Source organism: Gluconobacter sp. DsW_056 (genome assembly GCF_002153595.1).
Classification (GTDB): domain Bacteria; phylum Pseudomonadota; class Alphaproteobacteria; order Acetobacterales; family Acetobacteraceae; genus Gluconobacter; species Gluconobacter albidus.
Genome location: NZ_JOPF01000015.1, coordinates 36,307 through 60,919, shown reverse-complemented (window position 1 = coordinate 60,919; position 24,613 = coordinate 36,307). Strand labels below are relative to the sequence as shown.

At 58.9% G+C, this 24,613-nt stretch carries 13 protein-coding genes and 1 riboswitch; of the genes, 5 read left to right on the top strand and 8 right to left on the bottom strand.

Features of this window, described 5'->3' with window-relative positions; genetic code table 11:
• Positions 1–21: 21 nt before the first annotated feature.
• Positions 22–100: riboswitch (Fluoride riboswitch) on the top strand.
• Positions 101–135: 35 nt separating this feature from the next.
• A complete protein-coding gene (locus tag HK22_RS13160; protein WP_086649585.1) occupies positions 136–1,434 on the top strand; it encodes a voltage-gated chloride channel family protein in 1,299 nt (432 codons plus the stop codon).
• A 15-nt stretch (positions 1,435–1,449) separates the two neighbouring features.
• Here the strand turns inward: HK22_RS13160 and HK22_RS13155 are convergent, their stop codons facing one another.
• Positions 1,450–2,790, bottom strand: a complete 1,341-nt coding sequence (locus tag HK22_RS13155; protein WP_086649584.1) for a superinfection immunity protein — start codon at positions 2,788–2,790, stop codon at positions 1,450–1,452.
• Between the two features lie 389 nt (positions 2,791–3,179).
• On the opposite strand from HK22_RS13155, the gene HK22_RS13150 reads away from it, so the two are divergent.
• From HK22_RS13150 to HK22_RS13140, 3 genes are all read left to right on the top strand, one after another.
• A complete protein-coding gene (locus HK22_RS13150; protein WP_233142648.1) occupies positions 3,180–11,615 on the top strand; it encodes a GH36-type glycosyl hydrolase domain-containing protein in 8,436 nt (2,811 codons plus the stop codon).
• 89 nt (positions 11,616–11,704) lie between these two features.
• Positions 11,705–12,571, top strand: a complete 867-nt coding sequence (locus tag HK22_RS13145; RefSeq protein WP_062028901.1) for a DNA/RNA non-specific endonuclease — start codon at positions 11,705–11,707, stop codon at positions 12,569–12,571.
• A gap of 157 nt (positions 12,572–12,728) precedes the next feature.
• Positions 12,729–14,081, top strand: a complete 1,353-nt coding sequence (locus HK22_RS13140) for an inorganic phosphate transporter (protein WP_086649582.1) — start codon at positions 12,729–12,731, stop codon at positions 14,079–14,081.
• Positions 14,082–14,165: 84 nt separating this feature from the next.
• Here HK22_RS13140 and HK22_RS13135 read toward each other — a convergent pair whose 3' ends face one another.
• The 7 genes from HK22_RS13135 to HK22_RS13105 form a co-directional block, all read right to left on the bottom strand.
• A complete protein-coding gene (locus tag HK22_RS13135) occupies positions 14,166–15,809 on the bottom strand; it encodes a phospholipase C (protein WP_086649581.1) in 1,644 nt (547 codons plus the stop codon).
• A gap of 113 nt (positions 15,810–15,922) precedes the next feature.
• On the bottom strand, positions 15,923–16,933 hold the full coding sequence (locus HK22_RS13130) for an MYG1 family protein (protein WP_062107647.1): 1,011 nt from the start codon (positions 16,931–16,933) through the stop codon (positions 15,923–15,925).
• 93 nt (positions 16,934–17,026) lie between these two features.
• Positions 17,027–17,407, bottom strand: a complete 381-nt coding sequence (locus HK22_RS13125; protein WP_086649580.1) for a VOC family protein — start codon at positions 17,405–17,407, stop codon at positions 17,027–17,029.
• 56 nt (positions 17,408–17,463) lie between these two features.
• A complete protein-coding gene (locus HK22_RS13120; protein ID WP_086649579.1) occupies positions 17,464–17,796 on the bottom strand; it encodes a hypothetical protein in 333 nt (110 codons plus the stop codon).
• 143 nt (positions 17,797–17,939) lie between these two features.
• Entirely contained in the window at positions 17,940–19,514 is a 1,575-nt protein-coding gene (locus HK22_RS13115) for an efflux transporter outer membrane subunit (RefSeq protein ID WP_086649578.1), read from the bottom strand.
• Between the two features lies 1 nt (position 19,515).
• Complete coding sequence (locus HK22_RS13110) at positions 19,516–20,700, bottom strand: efflux RND transporter periplasmic adaptor subunit (RefSeq protein WP_086649577.1); 1,185 nt, start codon at positions 20,698–20,700, stop codon at positions 19,516–19,518.
• Positions 20,700–23,924 (bottom strand): efflux RND transporter permease subunit, encoded by a 3,225-nt coding sequence (locus tag HK22_RS13105; RefSeq protein WP_086649576.1) that lies wholly within the window; start codon positions 23,922–23,924, stop codon positions 20,700–20,702. Before HK22_RS13105 ends, HK22_RS13110 begins: the two co-directional genes overlap by 1 nt.
• A 279-nt stretch (positions 23,925–24,203) precedes the next feature.
• Here HK22_RS13105 and hpxZ point away from each other — a divergent pair, with 279 nt between their 5' ends.
• Complete coding sequence (gene hpxZ / locus HK22_RS13100) at positions 24,204–24,605, top strand: oxalurate catabolism protein HpxZ (protein ID WP_086649610.1); 402 nt, start codon at positions 24,204–24,206, stop codon at positions 24,603–24,605.
• The last annotated feature ends 8 nt before the right edge of the window (positions 24,606–24,613 follow it).

Here is a 24,613-nt window from a genome sequence, read left to right as displayed (position 1 = left end):
GGCGCTGAGGGGCTTTTTTGTCTGTCTGAAGGCAATGGATTCTGCCTGACCGTCTGTGGTCGAACCGCTTCATCCGGAAGCTGATGATTCCTGTTTAATGTCCTTAGGGGACAAGACAGGAGACCTGCGTCCGCCATGAACGACGTTCGAAATCAATTCCGTTTTTCCAGTGTTCTCGACTACTGCCGGATGGCCGCTGTCCTAGTGATGCTGTCAGTCTGCATCGGCAGTGTCTGCGCTCTGTTTCTGTGGCTTCTGGATGTTGTTACTGCCTGCAGGACCGCTCATCCGGGACTGCTGTTCGGCCTGCCTCTGGCGGGCGTGGCTGTCGGACTGTGGTATTTCTGGTTCGGACGTGATGTGGAGGGTGGGGCGAACCTGATCGTGGATGAAATCCACGAGCCGGGCGCCGGAGTTCAACTTCGGATGGCGCCTTTCGTGCTCATTGCTACTGTTGTGAGCCATCTTTTCGGAGCCTCTGTTGGGCGGGAAGGGACAGCCATACAGGTTGGAGGCAGTCTGGCCAGTGCGACTGCGCGACTGTTCAGGCTTCGTCCTTCAGAAACCTGTGCCCTGCTCACCTGCGGCATTGCTGCCGGCTTTGGTTCCGTATTCGGAACCCCAGTTGCAGGAGCGGTTTTCGCTCTTGAAGTTCTGACACTCGGTCGGCTTGACTACCGCTTCCTTCTGCCCGCGGCTACGGCATCCATTATTGCAGACTGGTCCTGTCGCGCCTGGGGTGTGCACCATGTTTTTTATCCCCTGATGTTTCAGGGAACAGTGATGGCCGACGGCACGCTATGGCATGTCAATCCCGTGCTGGCTGCGAAGGTTGCCGGTGCGGCAGTAGTCTTTGGTCTGCTGAGCTGGATCTTTGCCGAAAGTGTGCACCGTCTGGCAGCAGTGATGAAAACAGTCTGTCCGAGAACATGGCTGCGACCAGCCATTGGCGGGATTGCGACCATTCTTCTGGTCATGGTGGTTGGAAACAGGGATTATCTTGGGTTGGGGGTTCTTCCGGCAGAACCCGGCGGAGCGTCCATTGTCAGTTTTTTCGGACCTACATTCTATCCGTGGTCCTGGCTCTGGAAGCTGGTGTTTACGGTCGTCGTTCTGGCGAGCGGCTTCAAGGGCGGGGAGGTGACGCCGTTGTTCTTTCTGGGGGCTGCGGCGGGCAATGTTCTGGCCCATGCATTGCATGTGCCGGTGGACCTGTTCGCTGCCGTGGGCTTTGTGTCGGTCTTTGCCGGAGCTGCGAACACACCTTTGGCCTGTACCCTCATGGGCGTGGAGCTGTTTGGCGCCGCGGATATCGTCTATTTCGCGATCGGATGTTTCGTGGCCTGCGTCTGTTCGGGCAAAACCGGGATTTACCTCTCGCAGCGGGTCGGGACCATGACGCTGCGGGAGGCACGGAGCAGGATCAGAAACTGATTGTGGTCTGCGGGTCTATACTTTCCGTGAGCGCTGCGTGAGGGCCATGACAAGGGCTGCGATCCATCCGATGATCATCCAGCCCAGCAGGACCGTTATTATCGCAATTTTTCGCTGATCGACAGTATCGCGTCTGTAGGCGATCAGCATTGGAAGAAAATAAAAAACCAGACCAAGACCTGCGAGAACAGGGAGCAGCACACTGGATTTCGTGGATCTGAGCGAGGGAGAGAAAGCCGTGTCCGTTTCTGGTGGTCGAGCCAGTGCGGATGATGAAGACGTCGGGTTCCCTGTTTCGGGGACTGTGGGAGGCAACGCTTGCGCCTGAGAAGCAGTGCTCGGGTCCTGAGATTTTCTGACCGAAGCAGCCTGTTCCGGCGTTATGTAGCCGCTCTGGACAAGAAACGCCGAAAGGGCCTCTGGAAACGGAAGCAGCTCTTTTTCTTTGATCGAACAGCCATGACCGTTCTGTTTTTCTGCGGCGGGTTTAAGGTCACAAAGGGAAAGACCAAATCCAGACTCTTTCGTGGATTGTGCATGAGCCAGCATATCGCGCCAGCCTTCGGGGAATTTGCCCAGATTGGCCATGGTCGCGACCTCATAGGCCAGAAAGCCGTTAGGCTCGAAACGGCCGGAGCGGGTCCAGTTACGGCGCCTGTCTGCAAGATCTTTTGCAAGATAGTCCCGATAAACGGGATCACGCGTCACGTTCTCCAGAACACCATCGTGATAGCGCGAAATTACAACAGGCGCTTCTGAGCCGGCATGGGATGCAAAAGCATAGAGAAAGGACTGGTCGGAAGTCAGGATTTCCTGCTGTCCATTTCCCACAAGATCCACGACCTCCGGTTCGCCATCGCCGTCCATCCCCCCCAGTTCGAGATGCTGCCAGTGTCCGTTGGAACGCAGATCAAAAATGGAGGTGAGAGAGCAGCAATGCGCGCCCCCCGTATAGGCGGAGACCATGACTTGGGGAAACGGTGAAGACGCGTCGAGCTGCCGGAAGGACATCCTGAGTTGCGCCATGCCGTCATCTTCCGTCCCGTAGGGCGTCAGGGGAAAAGAAGATGCATGAGCCTGTGTGTTGCCGGGCGTGCGCAGGGTCAGGAATGCCATGCTGCAGGGAGATGTCGGGCTGGAATCCGCATCGGTCCAGACGATCGGCACAGTGCATCGTGTCGTATGTCTGACATCCAGCTCTGCGACAATTCCGTGCGTGGAAAGGGCAGCGTGAGCTCCCTTTTCCAGTTCGGCATGCGCAAGGGGAGGGAGCGCAGGTGGCGCAGCTTCCGCTCGGGGTAAAATTCCGGTTAAGGCGGCCCCCATCAGGGCGCTTGCGAACAGGCGGACGGTCATGGTGGCAGGTCGTTTCCTTGTCGTATTGTGCAATGTTTGGTTATCCCTCAGCCAGACAGTCCTGAAGTATTGCCAGTAACGTTCTCAAACAGTTGCAGTTTTTCGCAGACATTCTCTCAACAGCAAGGAAACGTGATCAGTCACAAAAGAAATAACAAGAACCTGTTGCTGAAAATAGCCTTCTGAATCCGGTTTAGGGCGTCTGGATGGTTCTCCATTCCGGAAGGGAGGCGGTAAAGATGTCGATCAGAACAGAAATACTCAGGTTGCTGGGGGCAGTCACATCAGCCTCCTCCCGTTTCCCGGGGGCGTCGGCAGTGGGAGCACATTCGCGAAGCTGCTGGGCGGATGAAAACCCCATTCGGGCAGATCTGTTTGGACTGGACCGGATGCGTGCGCATGCTTGCAGTCTGGCAGTTTCCCATGCCCGGACCATTTTTGGCACTCATGGCAGCCCGCTGATTGCCCGTCTGAACGACAATGCGCGGGTGTTGCAGGATATCAATATCGTTCTGTCCCACGCCTCGGAGCAGGGAAAGCAGCTGACGCCAGCGGCTGAATGGCTGATCGACAACTATTATCTGATGGATATGCAGATCCAGACCATCAAGGTCGAACTGCCTGTCGGATATTACCGTGATCTTCCAAAACTGGTGGATGGTGCATTTTCCGGCCTGCCTCGCGTGTTTGAAATCGCCTGGGCGCTGGTGGCGCATACTGACAGTCATATCAGCACGGAAACGATCCGGGAGTTTCTCGAGACCTATCAGCAGACCCAGCCTCTTCTGATCCGGGAACTCTGGGCGGTCCCGATCAATATGCGCATCGTCCTGATCGAAAATCTGCGGCGCATTTCACAAAAGATCAGTGATGACCTGAAGGCACGGGAGAAGGCCGACACTCTTGTTGATGCACTGACGGAAAACGGGGGTGCCAATGGCCCACAGACCATGCAGGTTCTCGCCAGGGTCGAGACCCCCATGCTCTCCCGCGCTTTTCTCGTTCAGTTTGCCCATCGCCTGCGCGGGCATGATCCACAGAAAGACCCCGCTTTTCTGTGGCTTGATGGGGTGCTTCAGGAAAAAGGAACGGATCTCGAAACGATCGTTCATGAGGAGATGCAGGAACAGGGGGCCCTGAACGCGACAATCCGCAACATCATCAACAGTATCAGGCTGATGACGACGACGGACTGGAACGATCTGGTCGAGGATGTCAGCCTCGTCAGCAGGACGCTGGCGGCCCATGGCGAATTTTCCAGGATGGATCTGACAACCCGCCATCTGTACTGCCGGGCTGTCGAAAAGCTTGCGAAAGGATCGCAGTTTTCAGAATGCGACATTGCCAGTTTGGCGGTCGCAAAAGCACAGAACGCACGGATTGAGCAGTCTGCAGAACCGCGGCGCGCGGACCCCGGATATTATCTGATTGCGGAAGGACGCCCGACTCTGGAGAAAGAGCTGGGCTTTCGCGCACCCTTGCGGGTCCAGGTCGGGAGGATCTGCCGACAGCTTGGCATTACCGGATACAGTATTGCCGTAACGCTGCTGACGCTGCTTCTGCTGTCAGGGTTTCTGTCGCTCATGAACGGCTATTTGCCGGGCCGTGCGTTTCTGCTGCTGCTTTTTCTGGGATTTATTCCGGCCTCTGATGCCGTGGTTTCCGGAATGAACCGTTTTCTGATGTGGGCCATTACGGTTTCGGAACTTCCGTCACTGGAACTCAAGCAGGGCATTCCAACGGATCTGCGGACGATGGTCGTAGTGCCGACCCTGCTGACGCATCGTCAGGCCGTTGGAGAAATGGTTGACCGGCTTGAAAAACATTATCTCGCCAGCCGGGACGGGGATATCAGTTTTGCGCTGCTGACGGACTGGACGGACTGGTCTTCCGAACATCGTGCGGGAGACGAGGACCTGCTGGAGCAGGCCGTGCAGGGCATTGCGCGGCTGAACCGTATGTACGGGCGAACTGATGGAGCGGCTGATGGGGCTTCGGAGCGTTTCCTGCTGCTGCATCGCCGCCGGAAATGGTCGGAAGGTGAAGGGAAGTGGATCGGCTGGGAGCGCAAGCGCGGCAAGCTGCATGAGTTGAACCGCCTTCTGCGCGGAGCACAAGACACGAGCTTCATGCTGCTTCCGGGGCAGCGGATTCCAGAAGGCGTACGATATGTCGTGACGCTCGATAGCGACACGCGGCTGCCTTACGAAGTGGTACGGCGCCTGGTCGGTAAACTGGCCCATCCCCTGAACAGGGCGAGCTTCGATCCAGGACGTGGTGCTGTCGTAGAAGGCTATGGGATCCTCCAGCCACGCGTGACGCCCTCTCTGCCCAAGACGCGGAGTAGTACGCTGTTTCAGCGCGTCTTTTCCAGCCCGAATGGTATCGAGCCCTACACGGCCGCTGTTTCGGACCTGTATCAGGACATGTTTTCCGAAGGATCGTTTGCCGGCAAGGGAATTTACGACATTGATGCCTTCGAGGCTGCGCTGGCCGGTCGTGTACCTGAAGGAACGCTGCTGAGTCACGATCTGTTCGAAGGTGTTTTCGCCCGTGCCGGACTTGTGACCGATATCGAAGTCATCGAGGAATTCCCGACGGACTATCTCGTTTCGGCATCCCGCCTGCATAGATGGGCGCGAGGGGACTGGCAGCTTCTGCCATGGATTTTTTCATGGATGGGACGTTTGCCGACGATCGGCATACGCTCGACACCCATGACAGGCATTGCACGCTGGAAAATGCTGGATAACCTGCGGCGCAGTCTGTCCGCACCCATGGCTGTGGCGGCATTGTTCGCAGGATGGATGCTGGGAGGGCATGATGCCTTTGTCTGGACGGCATGTATCGTTGCAACCGTCGCCATTCCAGCCGTTCTTCCTCTACTGATTGACGCGTTTCGCTTCCGGCAGGGGGAGACGCTTGACAGTTACCTTGCCCTGCTCGGAACGGATCTGAAACGGACTGTTCTGACGACCGCGCTCTGTCTGGTGTTTTTGGCCGATCAAGCCTGCCTGATGGGCGATGCGATCGTCCGCACGTTTGCGAGAGTGTTCGTTACCCGAAGGCATCTCCTGCAATGGGTGACAGCGGCGCAGGCCGCCGAGGCGCCGCGTGAAAGTCTGATGGGATACGTACGTCAGATGGGAGGGGCCATCCTCCTCGGTGCTTTCGCATTTGCTCTGATGTCTCTGATGGCACCTCTGGTGTGGCTTGTGATGCTGCCCTTTGCATGTGTCTGGGTGCTGTCGCCGGTCTTCGCGTGGAAGGCGAGCCAATACAGTGTTTCCGCGCGCAGACTTGAGGCAACAGTGGACGAAACAATGGTCCTGCGCCTTCAGGGAAGAAGGACATGGAAATATTTCGAGACCTTCGTCACGGAATCGGATCATTTCCTGCCGCCTGACAACTTTCAGGAAGAGCCCGCCGCCCTCTTGGCGCGCAGAACGTCGCCTACAAATATGGGGCTGTATCTCCTGTGCGTTGTCGCCGCGCATGATTTTGGCTGGATCGGTATGGCCGAGGCTGTGGAGCGGGTACAGGAAACGCTCGCGACGATGGCCCGGCTGCCACGCTACCGGGGACATTTCTACAATTGGTACAGCACGGAAGACCTGTCCGTTCTCACGCCGGTGTATGTCTCGACCGTCGATAGCGGCAATCTGGCAGGGCATCTGATTGCGCTGGGCCGGACCTTTATGGAATGGGAACACAAGGGCCGTTCGCCTGACGGCTGGAGACGGGGCGTGCAGGATGCGCTGGCTCTGGCGCAGGCAGACCTGACCGCAGCTGGCGACGCTTTTCGCTCGGTCAGCATCGCGCAGGATATCCGGTCGCTGTTGCATGAATTGCTGGAGAATGCTGCCGGGCAGATTTTTGTCGAGCAAAGACTGATGGCTCTCGTTGCCCGTGCCGGTGAGGCCGTGCAGTCCCTGAACGGAACGAGAGCACGGAAAGTCAGTGACAGGGATAGCGTTCCGGCAGGAGGAGCGGAAAGTGTCCTGTTCTGGCTGCAGGCTGCCCAGAATGCCATTCGCAGCGACCAGAGAGACGGCGGTGCCGGACTGCAGACAGCCAGACTGCTGAAGGAACTGGCAGAACAGGCCCGGACCATGGCGCTTGATATGGAATTCGGCTTCCTGCGTAACCGTGAGCGCGGTCTGCTTTCGATTGGGTATGTCGTCAATGACGGCGTTCTGGACGATAATTGCTACGATCTTCTGGCGTCTGAAGCGCGCCTCGCCTCATTTTTTGCAATTGCGAAAGGCGATGTTCCTGCCCGGGACTGGTTCCGGCTGGGGCGGCCTGTCGCTGCTGTGGCGCGTGGTGAGGCGCTCGTATCGTGGTCAGGTTCCATGTTCGAATATCTGATGCCATCTTTGGTTATGGCGGCGCCGTTCGACAGTCTGTTGGAAGGAACCAGCCGACAGATCGTCAGACGTCAGATCGAATATGGGCAGGCGCGTGAAACGCCCTGGGGCATCTCGGAATCAGCCTATAATGCCCGGGATCTGGACTATAATTACCAGTACTCCAATTTCGGCGTCCCGGGTCTGGGAATGAAGCGGGGCCTTGCACAGAACCTCGTAATTGCGCCTTATGCGACGGCGCTGGCCGCCATGGTGAATGCCCGCAAGGCCGTGGCGAATTTTGCCCGTCTGGAGGCACTCGGCGCACAGGGAGCATTCGGCTTTTACGAGGCCCTGGACTACACGAAAGAGCGCCTGCGGCCGGGAGAAAATCCTGCGATCATTCGCTCCTACATGGCGCATCATCAGGGTATGTCCATTCTGGCTTTCGCAGATACCATTCTGGATGGGATCATGCGCAGACGGTTTCATGCGGAACCCATGATGGGCGCTGCCGAGCTTCTGCTTCAGGAGCGCGCGCCGATCGGAGGGGCCATAACGCGTCCGCTGAAGGAAGAAAAACTGCTTCCGCCTCCGGCTTCGACGGGACAGGCTCCCGGAGGGCGGCAGGTCATGCTGGATGTGGATGCCCCTCCGGTGACGCATCTTCTCTCCAATGGTCGTTACAGCGTCATGCTGACCGCCGCAGGGTCGGGTTACAGCCGCTGGAACGGGCAGGCGGTAACGCGCTGGCGGGAGGATGGGACGCTCGATAACTGGGGATCTTATGTCTATCTGAGGGATACCGGACGTGGCCGTGTGTGGTCCGCCGGTTTCCAGCCCTGCGGGGTTCCGGCGGATCATTGCAGCGTCGAGTTCCGCGAAGACCGCGCCACCTATCTGCGTCAGGATGGTGAACTGACGACGATGATGGATGTCTTGGTCTCTGCGGAGGATGATGCGGAACTGCGTCGTGTCTCGGTCAGGAATACAGGTCTGGCGACTGTTGAGATCGAAGTGACTTCCTATGTCGAACTGGCGCTCTGCCCGCCGGAGACGGACCTTGCCCATCCCGCTTTCGCCCGGATGTTCGTACAGACGGAATATCTTCCATCGCAGCGCGCCATTATCGCCACGCGCCGTCGCCGCAGTCCGGGGGAGCAGGAAATCTGGGCCGCCTGTCTGGTCGTCGGGGGAGGACCTCTTTCCATAGAAACTGACCGCGCCCGGTTCGTTGGACGGGGCCGTGATCTTCGGGCACCACTCGCGTTGCAGGGAGCTGCGGAACTTTCAGGGAGCACCGGTACGGTTCTGGATGCGGCCTTTGCCTTGCGGTGCAGACTGGCTGTCCCGCCACGGGCCACACGTCGGCTGTCGTTCTGGACGATTGTGGCCTCAACGCGAGCCGCTCTGATGGACAGCATCGAGCGGCATCAGGATGCAGCGGATCTTGACCGCGCCCTGACGCTGGCATGGACGCATGCACAGGTTCAGTTGCGGCATCTCGACATCCGCCCCACTCAGGCTGATCTGTTTCAGAAGCTGGCGGGGTTCCTGCTTTACGCGGGTCCGACGCTGCGGGCCTCTCCTGAGCAGATCAGGCGCGGAGCGGGGCGCCAGACCGATCTGTGGGGGCAGGGCCTGTCGGGCGATCTGCCGATCCTGCTTCTTGTCGTGAGCGAAAGCGAGGACTTTGAGCTTGCCCGCACGGTTCTGAGGGCACAGGAATATTTCCGGATCAAGGCGCTGGCCGTGGATGTGGTCATCCTGAATGAACACCCGACATCGTATGCGCAAGATCTTCAACAGGCACTTGAAACGCTCGTCAGGTCGTCTTCGATGGGAAGCGGTGCCGGGGGTGTTCATCTGCTGCGGGGCAGCCTGATGTCGGGGGGCGTGAAGGAGCTTCTGTTTTCTGCTGCGCGCGTGGTTCTTCCCGGGAAGGGCGGGAGTCTGCAATATCAGATCACCCGGGCGGAAACGATCCGGCTGGACAGGGCAGGTTTGGGGAAGGAAACGTTCTTCCGGCCTTACCGGGCTTCAGGAGAAACTCCAGAACTTCCGGAACTCGAACTTTCAAACGGGTATGGAGGATTCACGGCGGAGGGGACGGAATATGTCGTAATTCTGCGCGGACGTCGCACCACGCCGGCGCCGTGGATCAACGTGATCTCAAATCCACATTTCGGGTTTCAGGTCTCAGCGGAAGGCAGCAGCTATACATGGTCTGAAAACAGCCGTGAGAACCAGCTCACGCCCTGGAGCAACGATCCTGTCAGCAATCCGCCGGGAGAGGCTTTTTATCTGTGCGATGAGGAGAGCCGGGTTTTCTGGTCGCCTCTGGCGGCGGTCTGTTCTGACGAAACGGCGGTCCATGTTGCGTATCACGGGCGCGGTTACAGTCGGTTCGAGCGGGTTGCGGACGGGATTGCCAGTACACTGCTGCAGTATGTGCCACAGGAAGATCCGATCAGGATTTCAAGGCTGCGTCTGGTGAATCAGACCTCCCGCACACGGACTTTGCGCGCGACGGCCTATGTGGAATGGGTTCTCGGGCGCTCCCGGATGTCTGCGGCGCCCTTTGTGTTCTCGGAAACCGATGCTGAAACGGGTGCCGTATTCGCCCGGAATGTATGGGGAGATACGTTCGGCGATCGTGTGGCATTTGCGGATTTCGGCGGGCATCCGGTTTCGGGTATGGATGACCGGACGGCATTTCTGGGACGTTACGGGAGCCTGTCCGCGCCTCGGGCGATTGTTCGAGGTGGTGATCTTGCGGGTTTTGTCGGCGCAGGTGTCGATCCCTGCGCGGCCTTGCAGACGGTCCTCAGTCTGGCGCCGGGTGAAGAGACGGAAATCGTCTTCCTTCTGGGGCAAGGACAGAATGTCGAGCACGCCCGGAAATTGATTGCGCAATACCGGGCCGCGGATCTCGATGTTGTTCTGGAGGAGGTGAAGCAGGGCTGGCGTTCTGTTACGGAAGCCCTTCAGGTTCGCACTCCGGACCGGTCGATGGACATCATGCTCAATGGGTGGCTCCTGTATCAGTCCCTGTCGAGCCGCATCTGGTCGCGGGCCGGATTCTATCAGGCCAGCGGTGCGTATGGGTTCCGCGACCAGCTTCAGGACGGGATGTCGCTTGTAACCTCCGCCCCTGCACTGGTCCGCGAGCATCTGCTGCGCGCCGCGTCGCGGCAGTTTGTAGAAGGCGATGTCCAGCACTGGTGGCTGCCCCAGAAGGGCAACGGCGTGCGGACGCGCATTTCCGACGACTGCGCATGGCTGGCATTTACAGTCGCGCAATATGTGCGTGTCAGCGGGGACCGCAGTGTCCTGGATGAGGAATTATCCTTCCTTGCGGCGCCTGTGCTGGCGAATGACGAGCATGAACGCTTCCTTCAGCCCTCAATGACGGAACAGCGCGCTTCGCTTTACGAACACTGTGCTTTAGCGCTCGACCACAGTCTGACATGGGGGGCTCATGGCCTGCCGCTCATGGGGACTGGCGACTGGAATGACGGGATGAACCGCGTCGGCGAGGCCGGTCGGGGAGAAAGCGTTTGGCTTGGCTGGTTCCTGTCCTCGGCGTTGAAGGCGTTTATCCCTCATGCGGAGGCGCGGGGCGACCAGGCCCGTCTTGAGAAGTGGCATCGTGCGCTTACGGATCTCAAGGCAGGACTTGAAAATGCCTGGGACGGGGAGTGGTACTGCCGGGCCTATTTTGATGACGGGTCGCCGCTGGGCAGTCATCTCAACAGGGAAGGGCGGATTGATGCGATCGCGCAGTCCTGGGCCGTGATTTCCGGGATTGGAGACCCTGAGCGCGCCCGCCTGGCCATGCAGGCAGTGCGGGAGCAGCTCGTGCGGCTTGACGACGGCATTATCATGGTCCTGACGCCGCCCTTTGATAAATCCGAGCCTGACCCAGGCTATATTCGCGGCTACCCGCCCGGCGTTCGGGAAAATGGCGGTCAGTATACCCATGCTGCTCTCTGGACCGTCATGGCGACCGCCCTTCTGGGGGACGGAGCTGCGGCCCATGCAATGTTTGCCACCATCAACCCCGTTCATCATGCCCGGAACGAAGCTGCTGCCGGGCGGTACAGGCTGGAGCCTTATGTGGTGGCGGCGGATGTCTATTCCGCAGCACCCCATGTCGGGCGTGGCGGTTGGTCCTGGTATACGGGCTCGGCAGGATGGATGCAGCGTGTTGGTACTGAGGTCCTGCTGGGTGTGCGGATCGAGGACGGCGAACTGTTTCTCTCGCCCTGCATTCCGCCGGAATGGCCGGGGTTTGACGTGGTGCTCCGCTGGAAAACAGCGACCTACCGGGTTGAGGTGAGAAATCCGGATCAGATCAGCCGGGGCGTGGTGGACGTCTGGGAAAACGGAAGCCACCTCGAAAATGAAGCGCCGGTTGTGCTGAAGGATGACGGAGCGGTGCACCTGATCAAGGCTGTCATGAAAAGAAATTGAAAAATCAGTCAGTTGCGCGGAGCGTCCTGATCCATTAACACCGGGCGCTCCCGGAACTGACCCCGTGAGACCGGGCGTGCGAGACGCTGTTGAAATATTTTCTGTATTTTCCTGTATTGGCCCTGATCTTTTCCACCTCGGCTCTGGCGGAGACATGTCCAGCCCTTTTTGCGGAGGGCCAGCCCCCCGCGATCCTGCGGGAAACCGCGCGGATCGGCACGGTTCAGCTCTGTAATTCCGGTTATGCCGTTCTTGTCTCGGAAGCGAGCAAAGGCCCACTCTGGTCTGCCGAGGACCTGACGGAAGAAAACCTGGAAATTGCAGACCGGACGCGCCGGCAGGGGAGTTTTTCCGCTGATGGGCGTCTTCCTTTCCGTATGCAGGCTACTCTGAACGATTACAGGGCATCGGGTTATGACCGGGGACATATGACGCCCAGCGGAGATGAGGCGGGCCTGAGGGCGCAGCAGGAGTCATTCCTGCTGTCCAACATCATCCCTCAGACAGCGGAGTTGAATCGTGGTCCGTGGGAAGGTGTGGAAAGTGCTGTCAGGGGCTGGGCGCGTCAGGAAGGCGAAATCTTCGTCGTAACCGGGCCGGGTTACGATCCGGATGACGTCCGGACGATCGGGAAGGGCCGTATTCCGGTTCCTGCGGTGACCTGGAAGGCTATTTATGATCCCGCAGTCAACGGCACAGGGGCGTATGTGTGTCTGAATACACACCGTCCGACCTGTCGCATTACGAGCGTGGCGCTGCTGACGCAGTTGGTAAATATTGATCCTTTCCCGGCACTTCCGTCCAGCATCAAGGATCATGTGAGTGCCATGCCACCAATCAGGGAAACGCCTGAAGCGCTTTCGAAACAGCCACAGGCTCGTGAACTGTTGCGGGAATGGGGCTCCAAAGCCGCACAGAAGGCTCTCAAGGCGCTCATAAAAGCACTTGTGCCCTGAGGAATGCGATACAGGCCGATAGAAGGCTGATGGCGCATCTTATACTTTATGTGTCTTATGCTGTTACTATGAAAGTTTTATGAAAAGCAGAAACGTCATAACTAAAAATTTATTAAATGGATTAAGGCAGGAGGCAGAATAACGGAATCCGGGATTTATGTTTCATTTTGACCCCTCCTCGGCTGTATCGCTTGTCGCGTTATGCCTCTGCTTCGTTCTGGTCTGTGTGTTTGAATTTGCCAATGGCTTTCATGACACGGCCAATGCTGTTGCAACTGTCATCTATACCAATTCGCTGAAGCCGACCGTCGCGGTCGTCTGGTCCGGATTGATGAATCTTCTGGGCGTAATTCTGGGCGGCATTTCCGTCGCTTACGCGCTGGTGGAACTTCTTCCGCCGGATGTGCTTTCGCCGCCGAGCGGTAATCCGGCTGTCCCTATGCTGGTTGCTCTTTTCGGCACGGCTCTTGCCTGGAACCTGATGACATGGTGGTTCGGGATCCCGAACTCTTCCTCCCATTGCGTTATCGGCTCGCTGGTCGGCATTGCCATTGGTGACTCCTTCGTTCACGCCCGTGAACTGGGGCACAGCGTGGACTGGAGCCAGATCTGGAAGGTGCTCCGTGCTCTGGCCGTGTCGCCTCTGTTGGGTTTTGTAGGCGCGCTTTTGCTGTATTTCCTCATCCGTTCGCTCGTGAAGATGCCGGAAATGTATAAGGCGCCGATGCCTGATCAGAAACCGAACCCGATCGTACGCGGTGTTCTGGTTCTGACCTGCACGCTCGTCAGCTTCTCGCATGGCAGCAACGACGGTCAGAAGAGCATCGGCCTGATCATGCTGACGATTATCGGCATCATGCCCGCGACTTTCGCACTGAATCCGGCCGCTCCTGTCAGCATTCAGCAGATCCGTCAGGACGCACAGCAGGCGCTCCCGCTGGTGACGCAGTATGACCGGTATTCTTTCAAGGAAGATGCCATCGCATCAATCAACCGCCTTTCGCAGACGGACGGCCCTTCAGAGGTACCGGCTGAACTGCGTGGCGATGTGTATCAGGTTCTGTCCGGCCTGCGGTCCGTTGCCGCAAATCCCGCTGCTTCCGATGCCGAGAAAAAGCAGGCTTCCCGCCTTGCATCCGAACTGCGGCCGACTGTTGAATACGCTCCCGGCTGGGTACGTCTTCTGAGTGCGCTCTGCCTCGGCATCGGAACGATGGTCGGCTACAAGCGCATCGTCCGGACGCTGGGTGAAGGCATTGGAACGACGCATCTGACGCCGGCACAGGGTGCGGCTTCGGAAGTCGTGGGGGCGGGCCTCATTATGACGGCAGGTTATACTGGCCTTCCGGTTTCCACGACGCATATCATCACATCCGGCGTGGCCGGAACGATGGTGGCTGCGGGCTCTGGCATTAACAAAAAGATGCTGAGCAAGATCGTGATGGCCTGGCTGCTGACGCTGCCCGTGACGGTCTGTGTTGCGGCGACGGTATTCTACCTTCTCGCCTGAGATATCTTTATCAGAGGCCGGAGCGTGTTCACGCTTTGGCCAAGACGACAAAGGGACGCGGTGTCATCGCGTCCCTTTGTCGTTTCAGGAGTGCTGTTTTACAGCACCCGTTCCGGCATCGAGAAACAGGGGCTCCGGTCTGGGTGCGTGACTGAAATCGAACAGGTCCTCGAGAGAATTGGCATCCGCATCGAAAGAGCCTTTGCCCAGTCTGTCGCCCTGAAGCCAGTTGTCTTCGATGAAGCGGGGGATGGAGGACTGGGTCAGGAAAACATGGCTGACATAATTCGTCCGTGCCCAGGGTGACAGCACCAGAAGGGGGATCCGTGTCCCCGGTCCGCACCGGCCGTTCACTTCAGAGCCGCCCACACCTTTCGGACGCGCTGCGGTTCCGCAATGTCCCGGTCGGTCCAGCTGATCGACTTCGGGATCGGCGGACCCATGACGGGGAGGGACGAAGGCGTGATCGTACCACCCGTCTGAATCGTCATAAGCAATGAAAATGGCGGTATCGCGCCATTCCGGGCGGGTCTGGATAAAATTGACGAGTTCAACTACGCCCTTCTGTTCATCCAGCGGGTCCGAATACCCCGCATGGGCGTCCTGCCAGGCGGGCATTTTTACAAAAGAAACGGCGGGGAGGTTTCCTGCTTTTGTCGCAGCAAAGAAGTCCTGAAGATCGTATTCGTGGTTGGCGGGGTCCGGCTGGCCGTTGTCCGGGCGCAGGCTGCGTCCGATGGCGGCTGTGGAAGACGGCCGTGCATGTGTCGGATTGGCCGTGCTGGCGTAATACTGGAACCAGTTATGATGGGGGATGTAGTCCGCCACGGTCTGGCTGACGGTCGGGGAGAGCGTCTGGCGCTGGCATCCTGTCGAGCCATCGGGATTGTGGATTGAAAGGTTGAATCCCCCCATGAAGCCACCCCAGGTGATTCCATGTCTGTTGAGCAGATCCCCGATATTCGGCCCGGTCATCCGTACCTGATTGTTGGGCGTGGAGCAGACGTCGTCTGCGGGATCAATGTCATTGATCATGGTCCAACCGCCCTGTCCGTCTCCGACATAAGGCGATGCGGCATGCAGTGTTGAAGGCTTCTGGGTCGTGGTTTTGATCTGCAGACCGTTGGTTTGGCCGGAAACCACTTCCAGTGCGCCGGGCGTGGAGGGGCCGTATGTGTCTGTATAGGTCGCATCGCTCATGGCGAAACGTTGTGCATAGCGCCATAGCGCCGTGACGGTGTTGCCGTCGAAATAGCCCATGACCTCCCCTCTGGTGCCAAACGCACCGACGCCGCCGGGCAGTGCTCGTCCGGTATAGCGTGGGAACAGGTCGGACCTTCCGTGGTCATAGGCCCGCTGTTCTGCCGTGTAGCCATGGTTCTGGTCGGCGGTTGCGGCCTGTGTGCGATCCAGCCGGAAGGGCAGGGAGGCGTCCCGGCCATTGGCCAGGATCGTGTTGGGATTGTGCCTCAGCAGGTCTGCCGTAGCGAGCGTATCGACACGCGGTGTGTCTGCTGACGGATGGAATTCGGGCTCGCCGGCGAGGTTGGCAGCCTTCGGATATGTTCCGAAGTAGTGATCGAACGAGACATTCTCCTGATAGATCACCACCAGATGTTTGATCGGGGTTCTGGTCGGAGGGGCCGTATCGGCTGCGTGAGCGGCGAGCGGCCACATCAGACACAGACCGATCGCCGCAACAGGAAGACGCAAAGGGAGGTTCGTCATCAAAGTGGTCCGCCGCTGAGAAATCCGGAATTCGGAGCTTTCCTAGCGGCAACACCGACTTCCGATGAAGAAATTTATTTGAAGATCAAGGCCCTGAGTTGAGACGTTTCGTCTCAGACCCCGGCGATCTGCAGAGCCAGCTGGGCCATGCGGATGGCCCCTTCGCGGCTCATTGCACCACAGATGAAGCGGGCAGGATGGGCAAATACGGCGTCGGAAACGCCAGAGACGGAAGCCAGCGTGTCCCGCTCCAGGCCGCCCCAGGCTTCCGGCAAGGAGACGCGCTGCCCAAAATCGCCACGCACAGGCGGAACGGCCTTGACGTTCCACTGCTCCGGCCCTGCCGGAGAGACGACATACACCACCGGCAGGTCACGCTCGAAAATGACCTTTTCCGTCGGCATGCCCGTTTCCATGACGAGAATGCGCTTGTCTTCGGCGCTCTCATACGCCGCGATCACGCGGTTCGTCGCTTTGAGGCTGGCACGGATGCGGTCCACGACATTGATCAGATGCGAGGCGACCGCTGTGGCGGCATTGGCGAAACCGAGGGATTCCCGTGCGCGGGCTTCTTGGCGTCCGTAAAGCTCAGCCGTATCCCATGGTGGGCTGCACGCCGAGACGATGTCCGCCAGCGAGAGCTTGCCCATCTTGACCACACCATTGTCATCCTGGTCGATCGGCAGGATCAGGGACTTGTCGAGGCTCTGCCAGATCAGATCCACGGTGGCGTCATCGGCCGCCGTGTTCAGGATGTTGCGAATGGCCGCGTGACCATAATCCTTCCATAGGAGACCAGCTGCGCTGTAGGGGGTGCCGTCTTCACGAAGGGGCTTGTCTTTCATGTGGTGGTCGTAACGGCCATGCGGCGGATCGTAGAGGCCACCGACGTCGAAAACGATATCGGCCGACTTGATGATATCCGGATTGCGCGTCCGGATGAAGGTCAGGCGGTCGGCGGATTTTTCTTCGAGAACACGCGCACGAAGATCCCCCTGCGGCGCAAGGGCATAGTGCAGGATGACATAACCCATGGTCTCATCGACATGAAAATTACCCGAATGGGTGAGTGCCGTGACGGGCGCAGAGCCGTTTTCGAGACCAATGGGGGTATGGTTAGACATCTTGGAAACCTGCCGACAGGGAAAAGGGACGTGTTGGTCCCTTTCATGCCGCAGGCCCGCCCGGCAGACAACCTCGCTGCCGGGATTGGTTTCTCAGCCGACCCGGTGCAGGGCGCAGAGCTTGTTGCCGTCCGGATCGCGCAGATAGGCCAGGTACAGGTCGCCCATTCCGGTATGGCGGATGCCGGGCGGGTTTTCGATGGCCTCGCCACCGTTTTCAACGCCGGCTTTGTGCCAGGCGTCCGCCTGTTCGGGGCTGCTCATGGCAAACCCGACAGTCCCGCCATTCGCACCAGTGGCAGGTTCGCCGTTCAGGGGCTTCGTGATGATCAGACGACCGCCGGAATGGGCATAGACAAGCCGACCCTTGGCGTCGGGTTCGGCGGCCGTACAGCCGAGGACACCAAGCGTTGCATCATAGAACGCCTTGGAACGGACAATGTCGTTGCTACCCAGCATGATGTGGCTGAACATGAAAAGACCTTCCTTTGTGAGGGGCTGCGGGAATACGAAACTGTTTCCGCGACGGATCAGTCGATATTGATGTTGCGGATGCCGCCGGGAATTTTCGTCTTGGAATCGCGCGGCACGAATGCAAGTCCGGCGGTATTGTAATCCGGGTTTTCCGCCATGGCCTGAAGGGTCATGTCGTCACGCACGTCCAGCGGGCGCCCATGTCCCTTGTTTTCCCTGCGGATGGCGGCGGCACAGAAGCCTGCGGCCGCTGCGAAGGGGCGGGCATTGCCAGTGGCCCCACTCACCATCTGTTCGCGGATGCATTTGCTGTCGGTATGTCCTGTGACCCACGGGGCAGAAGAACAGGATGCAAGCAGAAGAACACTGGAAAGAATGACGTAACGCATGAAGCAGAGCCTACTCGTGGCAGGGAACGGGGTAAAGCATAGGCCCGGTAGAACCTGGGTGCTTATTGGAGCGCTCCTTGCGGAAAGGTCAATGCCCTGTTTTGCCCTGACCCGTTTGACATCGGTCAGGGCAAAATATTCGTTCACCGTGCCGCTGGCAGGCCAGTCGTCAGGTTCTCGAACTGTTCGGGATGCTGTGACGTCGTGACGTCCCCGACGGGTTTGGGATGGTGCAGGTTGTCGTACTGCAACGGCGTAATGGACAGGGTCTGGTCCATTGTGGGCAGGTCGCGGATGGTCCAGCCGCCGCCAAGGCTGCGGATCAGGTCCACGTCCGCGTGGTACAGACGGGTTGCGATCTCGACCTGATGGATGCGGCTTTCCAGCGTGTTTTCTTGGCTGAAGATGGCCTCAAGATAGGTTCCGACGCCGCCCTGATAGAGCGTCATGGTCATGTTCTGCGTGGCGAGATTGGCTTTGACAGCCTGTTCCAGCGCCGCGTTTTCCTTGGTCAGACGTTCGGTCAGGGACAGCCCGTCTTCCACTTCGCGGAAGGCCGACAGAACTTTCATACGATAGTCGTCACGCGTTTCACGATAGGCCGACCATGTTCTCTGAAGTTCCGCCCGGCGCAGTCCGCCATCAAAGAGCGGCATGTCGAGCGTCGCGCCATAGGTCCACAGCGAGTTGGCCAGATTGGCCAGATCGAAGCCATTGGCGGAGAACCCACCATTCAGGCGCAGGGCGATATGCGGATAGAAAGCCGCACGTGCGATACCGATTTCACGATTGGCCTGTGCCATTTCGCGCTCGGATGATGCGATGTCCGGACGACGCTGGAGCAGGGTGGAGGGAACGTCCGTAGGGATCGTCGGCTGAACAAAATGAAACTGCGGACTGGCCGGGATGTGGAAGCTTGACGGCGAACTGTTGGTCAGCACCGCGATGGCATGTTCCGTAACCTGCCTTGCGGCCTGAATGTCCAGACGCGCTGCCTGTGTGGTGTAGAGCTGCGCCTGTGCCCGTGCCAGATCGAGGCGGGGAGCAGCCTGGTTCTGGACCTGATTTTCGGTGATATGAACGGCACGCTCATAATAGCCGATGGACTGCGCATAGATCGCATCCTGCGCGTCATAGCCGCGAAGCTGGATGTAGTCGCGCGCAAGCTCGGCCTGCGTGCTCAGGCGGGCCATCGCGAAATCGGCCGCACGCTGCTGGGCGAACTGTTTCTGTTCGCGGACGCGGTTGCGGATGGACGACCAGAAGTCAGGTTCCCAAGATGCCAGACCGCCATATTCCTCTTCGGTCTGGGTCAGGGTCGCACCGTTGCGGAACAGCCGATCGGCGGACTGCTTGTTGTCCGAGGCACCGGCTTCGAGGCTGACATGCGGGAGCAGTTCCGAACGCGCGGCCACGACGAGGGCGCGCGCCTGAACGAAGCGTTCGGCAGCGGCCTGGATGTCACCGTTATCCGAGGTGGCGCGGGCTTCAAGATCGTTCAGCAGCGGGTCCTGAAACATGGTCCACCAGTTGGTGGGTAGTGCTGTATCCGCGGGTGTGGCCACGGCGAACGGCGCCTGTCCCTGCCATGAAGCAGGGACGACGAGATTGGGGGCCTTGTAGCCCGGCGCCAGATCACATGCGGACAGGCCGAGCAGCGACAGGGCGGTGCCGCAGACCAGACCGGTGCGGCGGAGGCGGGAGAAGGATGGGATCATCTTACTCGTTCTCTTTTCCAAAGCCGGACTGGTTGTAGCCGCGCTGCGGTACCGTCACGTTGACCTTGTCGCCTTCGAGTACGTCCGCTGGAGGGTTGGCAATCACGCGGTCGTTCGGGCCGATGCCAGCCTGAATTTCCGTTGCCGTATCGGCCATGCGTCCGACCGTCACGTTCTGGAAATGGACCGTGTTGTCATCCCGGACCACTGCGAGCTGCATGCCCTTCTCCTGAAAGACCAGAGCACTCGTGGGCACTTCATAGAGATGGGCATTCTCGTTGTTTGCCTTGAGTTCCACCGAAGCAAAGGTGCCGGGCCACAGGACTTCATTCGGGTTGTCCATCTCGAATTCCGTGGTGGAGGTCCGGGTGTTCGGATCATAGCCGCGCGCGGTCGTCAGGAAGTTCGCTGTGAACTTGCGCTCCTTAAACTGCGGGACGGTGACTTCGGCTGTGATGTCCGGCTGGAGGACATACTGGAAGACTTCCGGCACTGAGACGAACAGACGCAGCTTGTGGACGTCAGCCACGGTGAAAAGCTCGGAGGCCGCACCCGCGGCGTTGAGGTTGCCACCACCGTCATGGACGTAGTCGCCGACGTTGATGTCACGCGAGGTTACGATACCATCGAAGGGGGCGACGATCGTTTTAAAGCGTTCGAGCGCCTCGAAATGCGCAACGTTCCGCTCGGCGGCTTCGACCTGCGCCTTGGCGGACTGCTGGTCAGCCTGTGCGACTGAGACGGACTGCCCCGAGACGGACTGTGAGCGGCCCATGGCCTGCCAGCGCTGGAGCGTGACATTGGACAGGTTGTATTTGGCCATGATCGACGCAAGGTCGGCTTTCGCCTGTGCGTATTGTGCGTCCAGCGCCGGGGCGTTGATCTCGGCCAGAACGTCGCCCTGCTTCACGCGGGCACCGTAGTCCTTGTACCACATCTTCACGTAGCCCGAGACCTGCGGATAGATCGGGGCCTGATACCAGGCGTCGATATTGCCGGGCAGCGTCAGGGCGACCTTCTTGGGTGACTGGATCGGCTTGACGACGGCAACGTCGGGAAGAGCATTTTCCCTGGTCTCGGCCGCGAGGGCGGTAGAGACATGAATGCGGTCCACGACGATATAGCCGACATAGAGCGCGAGGAGGCACCCTCCCGCAGCGGCGATGAGTTTGGGGGAGGTAGCCATCAGGCGATTTCCTTCTGACGCGATGTGCGGTTGTGGAGGATTGCGTAGACGCAGGGAACAAAAAGGAGGGTCGAGATCGTTGCGACGATCAGGCCGCCGATTACGGCGCGTCCGAGAGGCGCATTGGTCGAGTTCGATGTCGCCATCGGGATCATGCCCACGACCATGGCCAGAGCGGTCATGATGACCGGGCGGATGCGGCCATAACCGGCTTCGATAGCGGCTTTAAGCGCATCGCCGTGGATTTCGAGGCGTTCACGAGCAAAGGACACCACGAGGATCGAGTTCGCGGTTGCAGTTCCCATGCACATGATGGCGCCCGTCAGGGCCGGGACGGACAAGCGTGTCTGTGTGAGGAACAGAGCCCATGCGATGCCGCCGAGTGCGCCCGGAAGGGCTGTGATGATGATGAACGGATCCAGCCAGGACTGGAAGTTCACCACGATCAGCAGATAGATCAGGACGATCGAGATCGCGAGACCAATGATGAGCTGCTTGTAGGCGCTTGCCATCGTTGTGGCCTGACCATGGATATCGACTTCGGCGGAGGTCGGTTTGTTATGATCGTCGTGGGCGACGACCTGACGCACCTTGTCCAGCACGGAGCCCATATCGGTGCCTTCGATGTTCACATAGATGTCGATTTCGGACATCGAGTTGTAGTGCGAGACTTCGCCCGGGGTGCCGGCTGCCACGACATTGGCAAGAGCGCCGAGAAGCTGGGTCTTGTCGTTGGGATCGCCGTCTCCCTTGTCGACCGGGATGGTCAGCAGATCATTGAGATGGGTGAGCTGGTCCTGTGACGTGTAGACGTTGAGCGGGAAGGTGACGTTGTCGACAGGGTCGAGCCAGAACTGCGGATCGACGACGCCGGAACCGGCAAGCGTCAGCAGTTCGTTGGTTGCAAGATCGGCTTCCGTCACGCCAGTTGCCTGACTAAAGGTTCGGTTGCCATTCACCATCAGCGTTGGTGTGGACATCGTCTGCTGGATGTTCACGTCTGCCGTGCCCGGGATCTGGCGGATCAGCCCGATCAGGTGCTTGGCGTAGTTGTAGTTTTCCATGGCATCCGGGCCGGAGAGCTGGATGTCGATTGGGGCGGCGGAGCCGAAGTTCAGGATCTTGTTCGTCAGATCCGCAGGCTGGAAGGTGAAGACCGTTCCTGGGAAGCGTTTGGAGAGATCCTTGCGCAGGAGGGCACGGTAATCCCAGACCGGGGATTCAGCGTTCTTCAGGGCAATCGTCAGATCGCAATCCTGTGTCCCGATGGACGGGGTCGGGATGAAGGCCTGGTTATGCGGTCCTTCGGGAAGGCCGCAGTTCGAGATGATGTTCTCGATTTTGCCCGGCAGAAGCTGGTTGATGCGGTCATCCACGAGGGCGGCGATGCGGCCTGCAACTTCAATACGCGTTCCGAGCGGGGCGCGCATGTGCATCTGAAGGGCATCGGATTTCACTTCGGGGAAGAAGTCCCGCCCTGCGACGAAATAGAGCCCCATGGACGCAATGGAGAGCACCATGAAGATGCCGACAAAGGCGCCACGGCGTGCCACGCAGCGTGTGAGGATCGTGTTGTATCCTTCACGGAAGCTGGTGAAACGTGCTTCGAAACCTTTCTGGAAGCGGCTGAAGAAGCCCGATGGCGGACGCTGGGTCGCATGAGGGTTCGGGATGTCGATCGCAGAGTCATGGATGCCGTGCGGGTCTTCATCGGGGCCGGGCGCGCCGACGGGATGATGCACATGGCCTGCGAGAAGGTACTTCGCCATGGTCGGAACGAGGGTTCGCGACAGGATGAAGGACGCGATCATCGCGAACATGATGGCAAGGGCCATCGGCATGAAGAGGTAGCCTGCGACGCCATCCAGCTCAAACAGCGGCAGCCAGACGATGCAGATGCAGGTTGTGGAGACGAAAGTCGCGATGACGATCTGGTTTGCCGCATCAATAATGGCGGTTTCGAGATCCTTGCCCATTTCGAGGTGAACGTCGATGTTCTCGATCATCACTGTGGCATCATCGACAAGGATGCCGACTGCAAGGGCCAGACCACCGAGCGTCATGACGTTAATCGACTGGCCGGCCCATCCAAGGGCTATGATCGAGCACAGAATGGCGAGCGGAATTGAGGTCGCGATGATGACCGTGGAGCGCCAGGAGCCGAGGAAGAGCAGAACCACGATACCGGTCAGGAACGACGCGGTGATCATTTCCTGAACCACATCCTTGATCTGATCCTTCACCATGATGGAGGCGTCGGACAGGATGGAGATATGGACGTCAGGAGGCAGGATTGCTTTCAGGCGCGGGAGCAGGGCCTTGGTGGCCGCGACCACATCGAGCGTGGAGGCCGTACCGCCCTTCTGGGTGATCATCTCGACGCCCTGGCGGCCTTTGACCAGCACGAGGTTCGTCTGGGGATGGCCGCCGCGATAGACTGACGCCACATCGCGCACATAAATGACCGCATTGCCAACCCGCTTGACCGGAATATTGGCGATATCGTCCATGGATTCCGGGGCGGCGTTGGTCTGGACCATCCAGTCCGTTGCGTCGATCTTTTGGTCGCCTGCCGGCAGAACGATGTTCTGGGCGGTCAGGGCTGCCTGAACGTCTGCGGCGGAGAGGTGGTGGGCCTGAAGCTGCTTCTGGTCCAGGGAGACCATGACGAAGCTGTCCATGCCGCCGTAAGGATGGGCGACGATGGCGCCGGGAACCGTGGCAAGGAGCGGACGAACGCGAATGACACCGAGCTTGAAGAGATCGGAGGGCGTCTGTTTGTCAGACGTCATCTGAAGGGCAATGACCGGAACCTGTGACGGGTTCAGGGCCACGATCATCGGCGCCGGGACTTTGGGCGGGAGCCCGAGCAGCACGGTCTGTGCGATGGCCGATACTTCGGCTTCGGCGGTACCGACCGATGTTCCGGGCTGGAAATAGATATTGACGATCGAGCGGCCGTAATAGGAGCTGGACTCCATGTGCTCGATGTTCTGAACGGTCGTGGTAACGGCCAGTTCGAAGTTATAGGTGATACGACCGGCAAATTCCTGGGGCAGAAGTCCCGGGTAAGTCCAGATTGCCGCGACTACCGGAACCTTGATGTTTGGAAAAACATCGGTTGGCGTCTTGAAGATCGACATCACGCCAAGCAGCACGATCATGATCGACAGGACGACAAAGGTGAGCGGTCGCCTTAGCGCGGTGACGACGATGGCATTCATTCAGCTCGGTTCCCAACAGATTTTGAGCAAGGAAGGGAAACCGGGACAATAGGTGGGATGAAATACAACGTCTTTTAAATCGTGGTTTATGGAGTTTTTTTTACTTTTCAAAATCCATTAATTTTTTTTTATGATTTGGGGAGAGGAATCAGTATTTACGAAAAATGGTACAGATCTCGTTACGTTTCGAAAATTCACGAGATGGTGATTTTTTCGAAGAATGCTATGTCTTTTTCGTGAGTGAAAGCCCTTCTCGAAAGTCCTGCCGGAGACCGAATGATGACGCTGAATCCTTTTCCTGCGCTGAATGATCCTCAGGTTCTTGCAGACGTGACTGCGATGTCCGACCGCTATGAAAAGGCGCTGGGCGAGAACATCCTGCATGAACTGGATGCTCTTTTTTACGACGGCGCGGAAACGGTTCGTTACGGTGTGGGGGAGAACCTTTACGGGTTCGAGGAAATCCAGGCCTTCCGCCGGGCGCGGACGGGAGGGTCGCCGCCGCGGGAGGTTCTGCGGCGTGTCGTTACGGCTGTCGGGCAGGATGTGGCGACGGTGGATCTGGAGTTCCGGCGCATCGGGGCAGAGAAAATCGGGCGTCAGAGCCAGACCTGGTTCCGCACGCCAGATGGATGGAAGATCATTGCCGCGCATGTATCACTGATGAGTGCCGGGTCTTAAACCCCGCT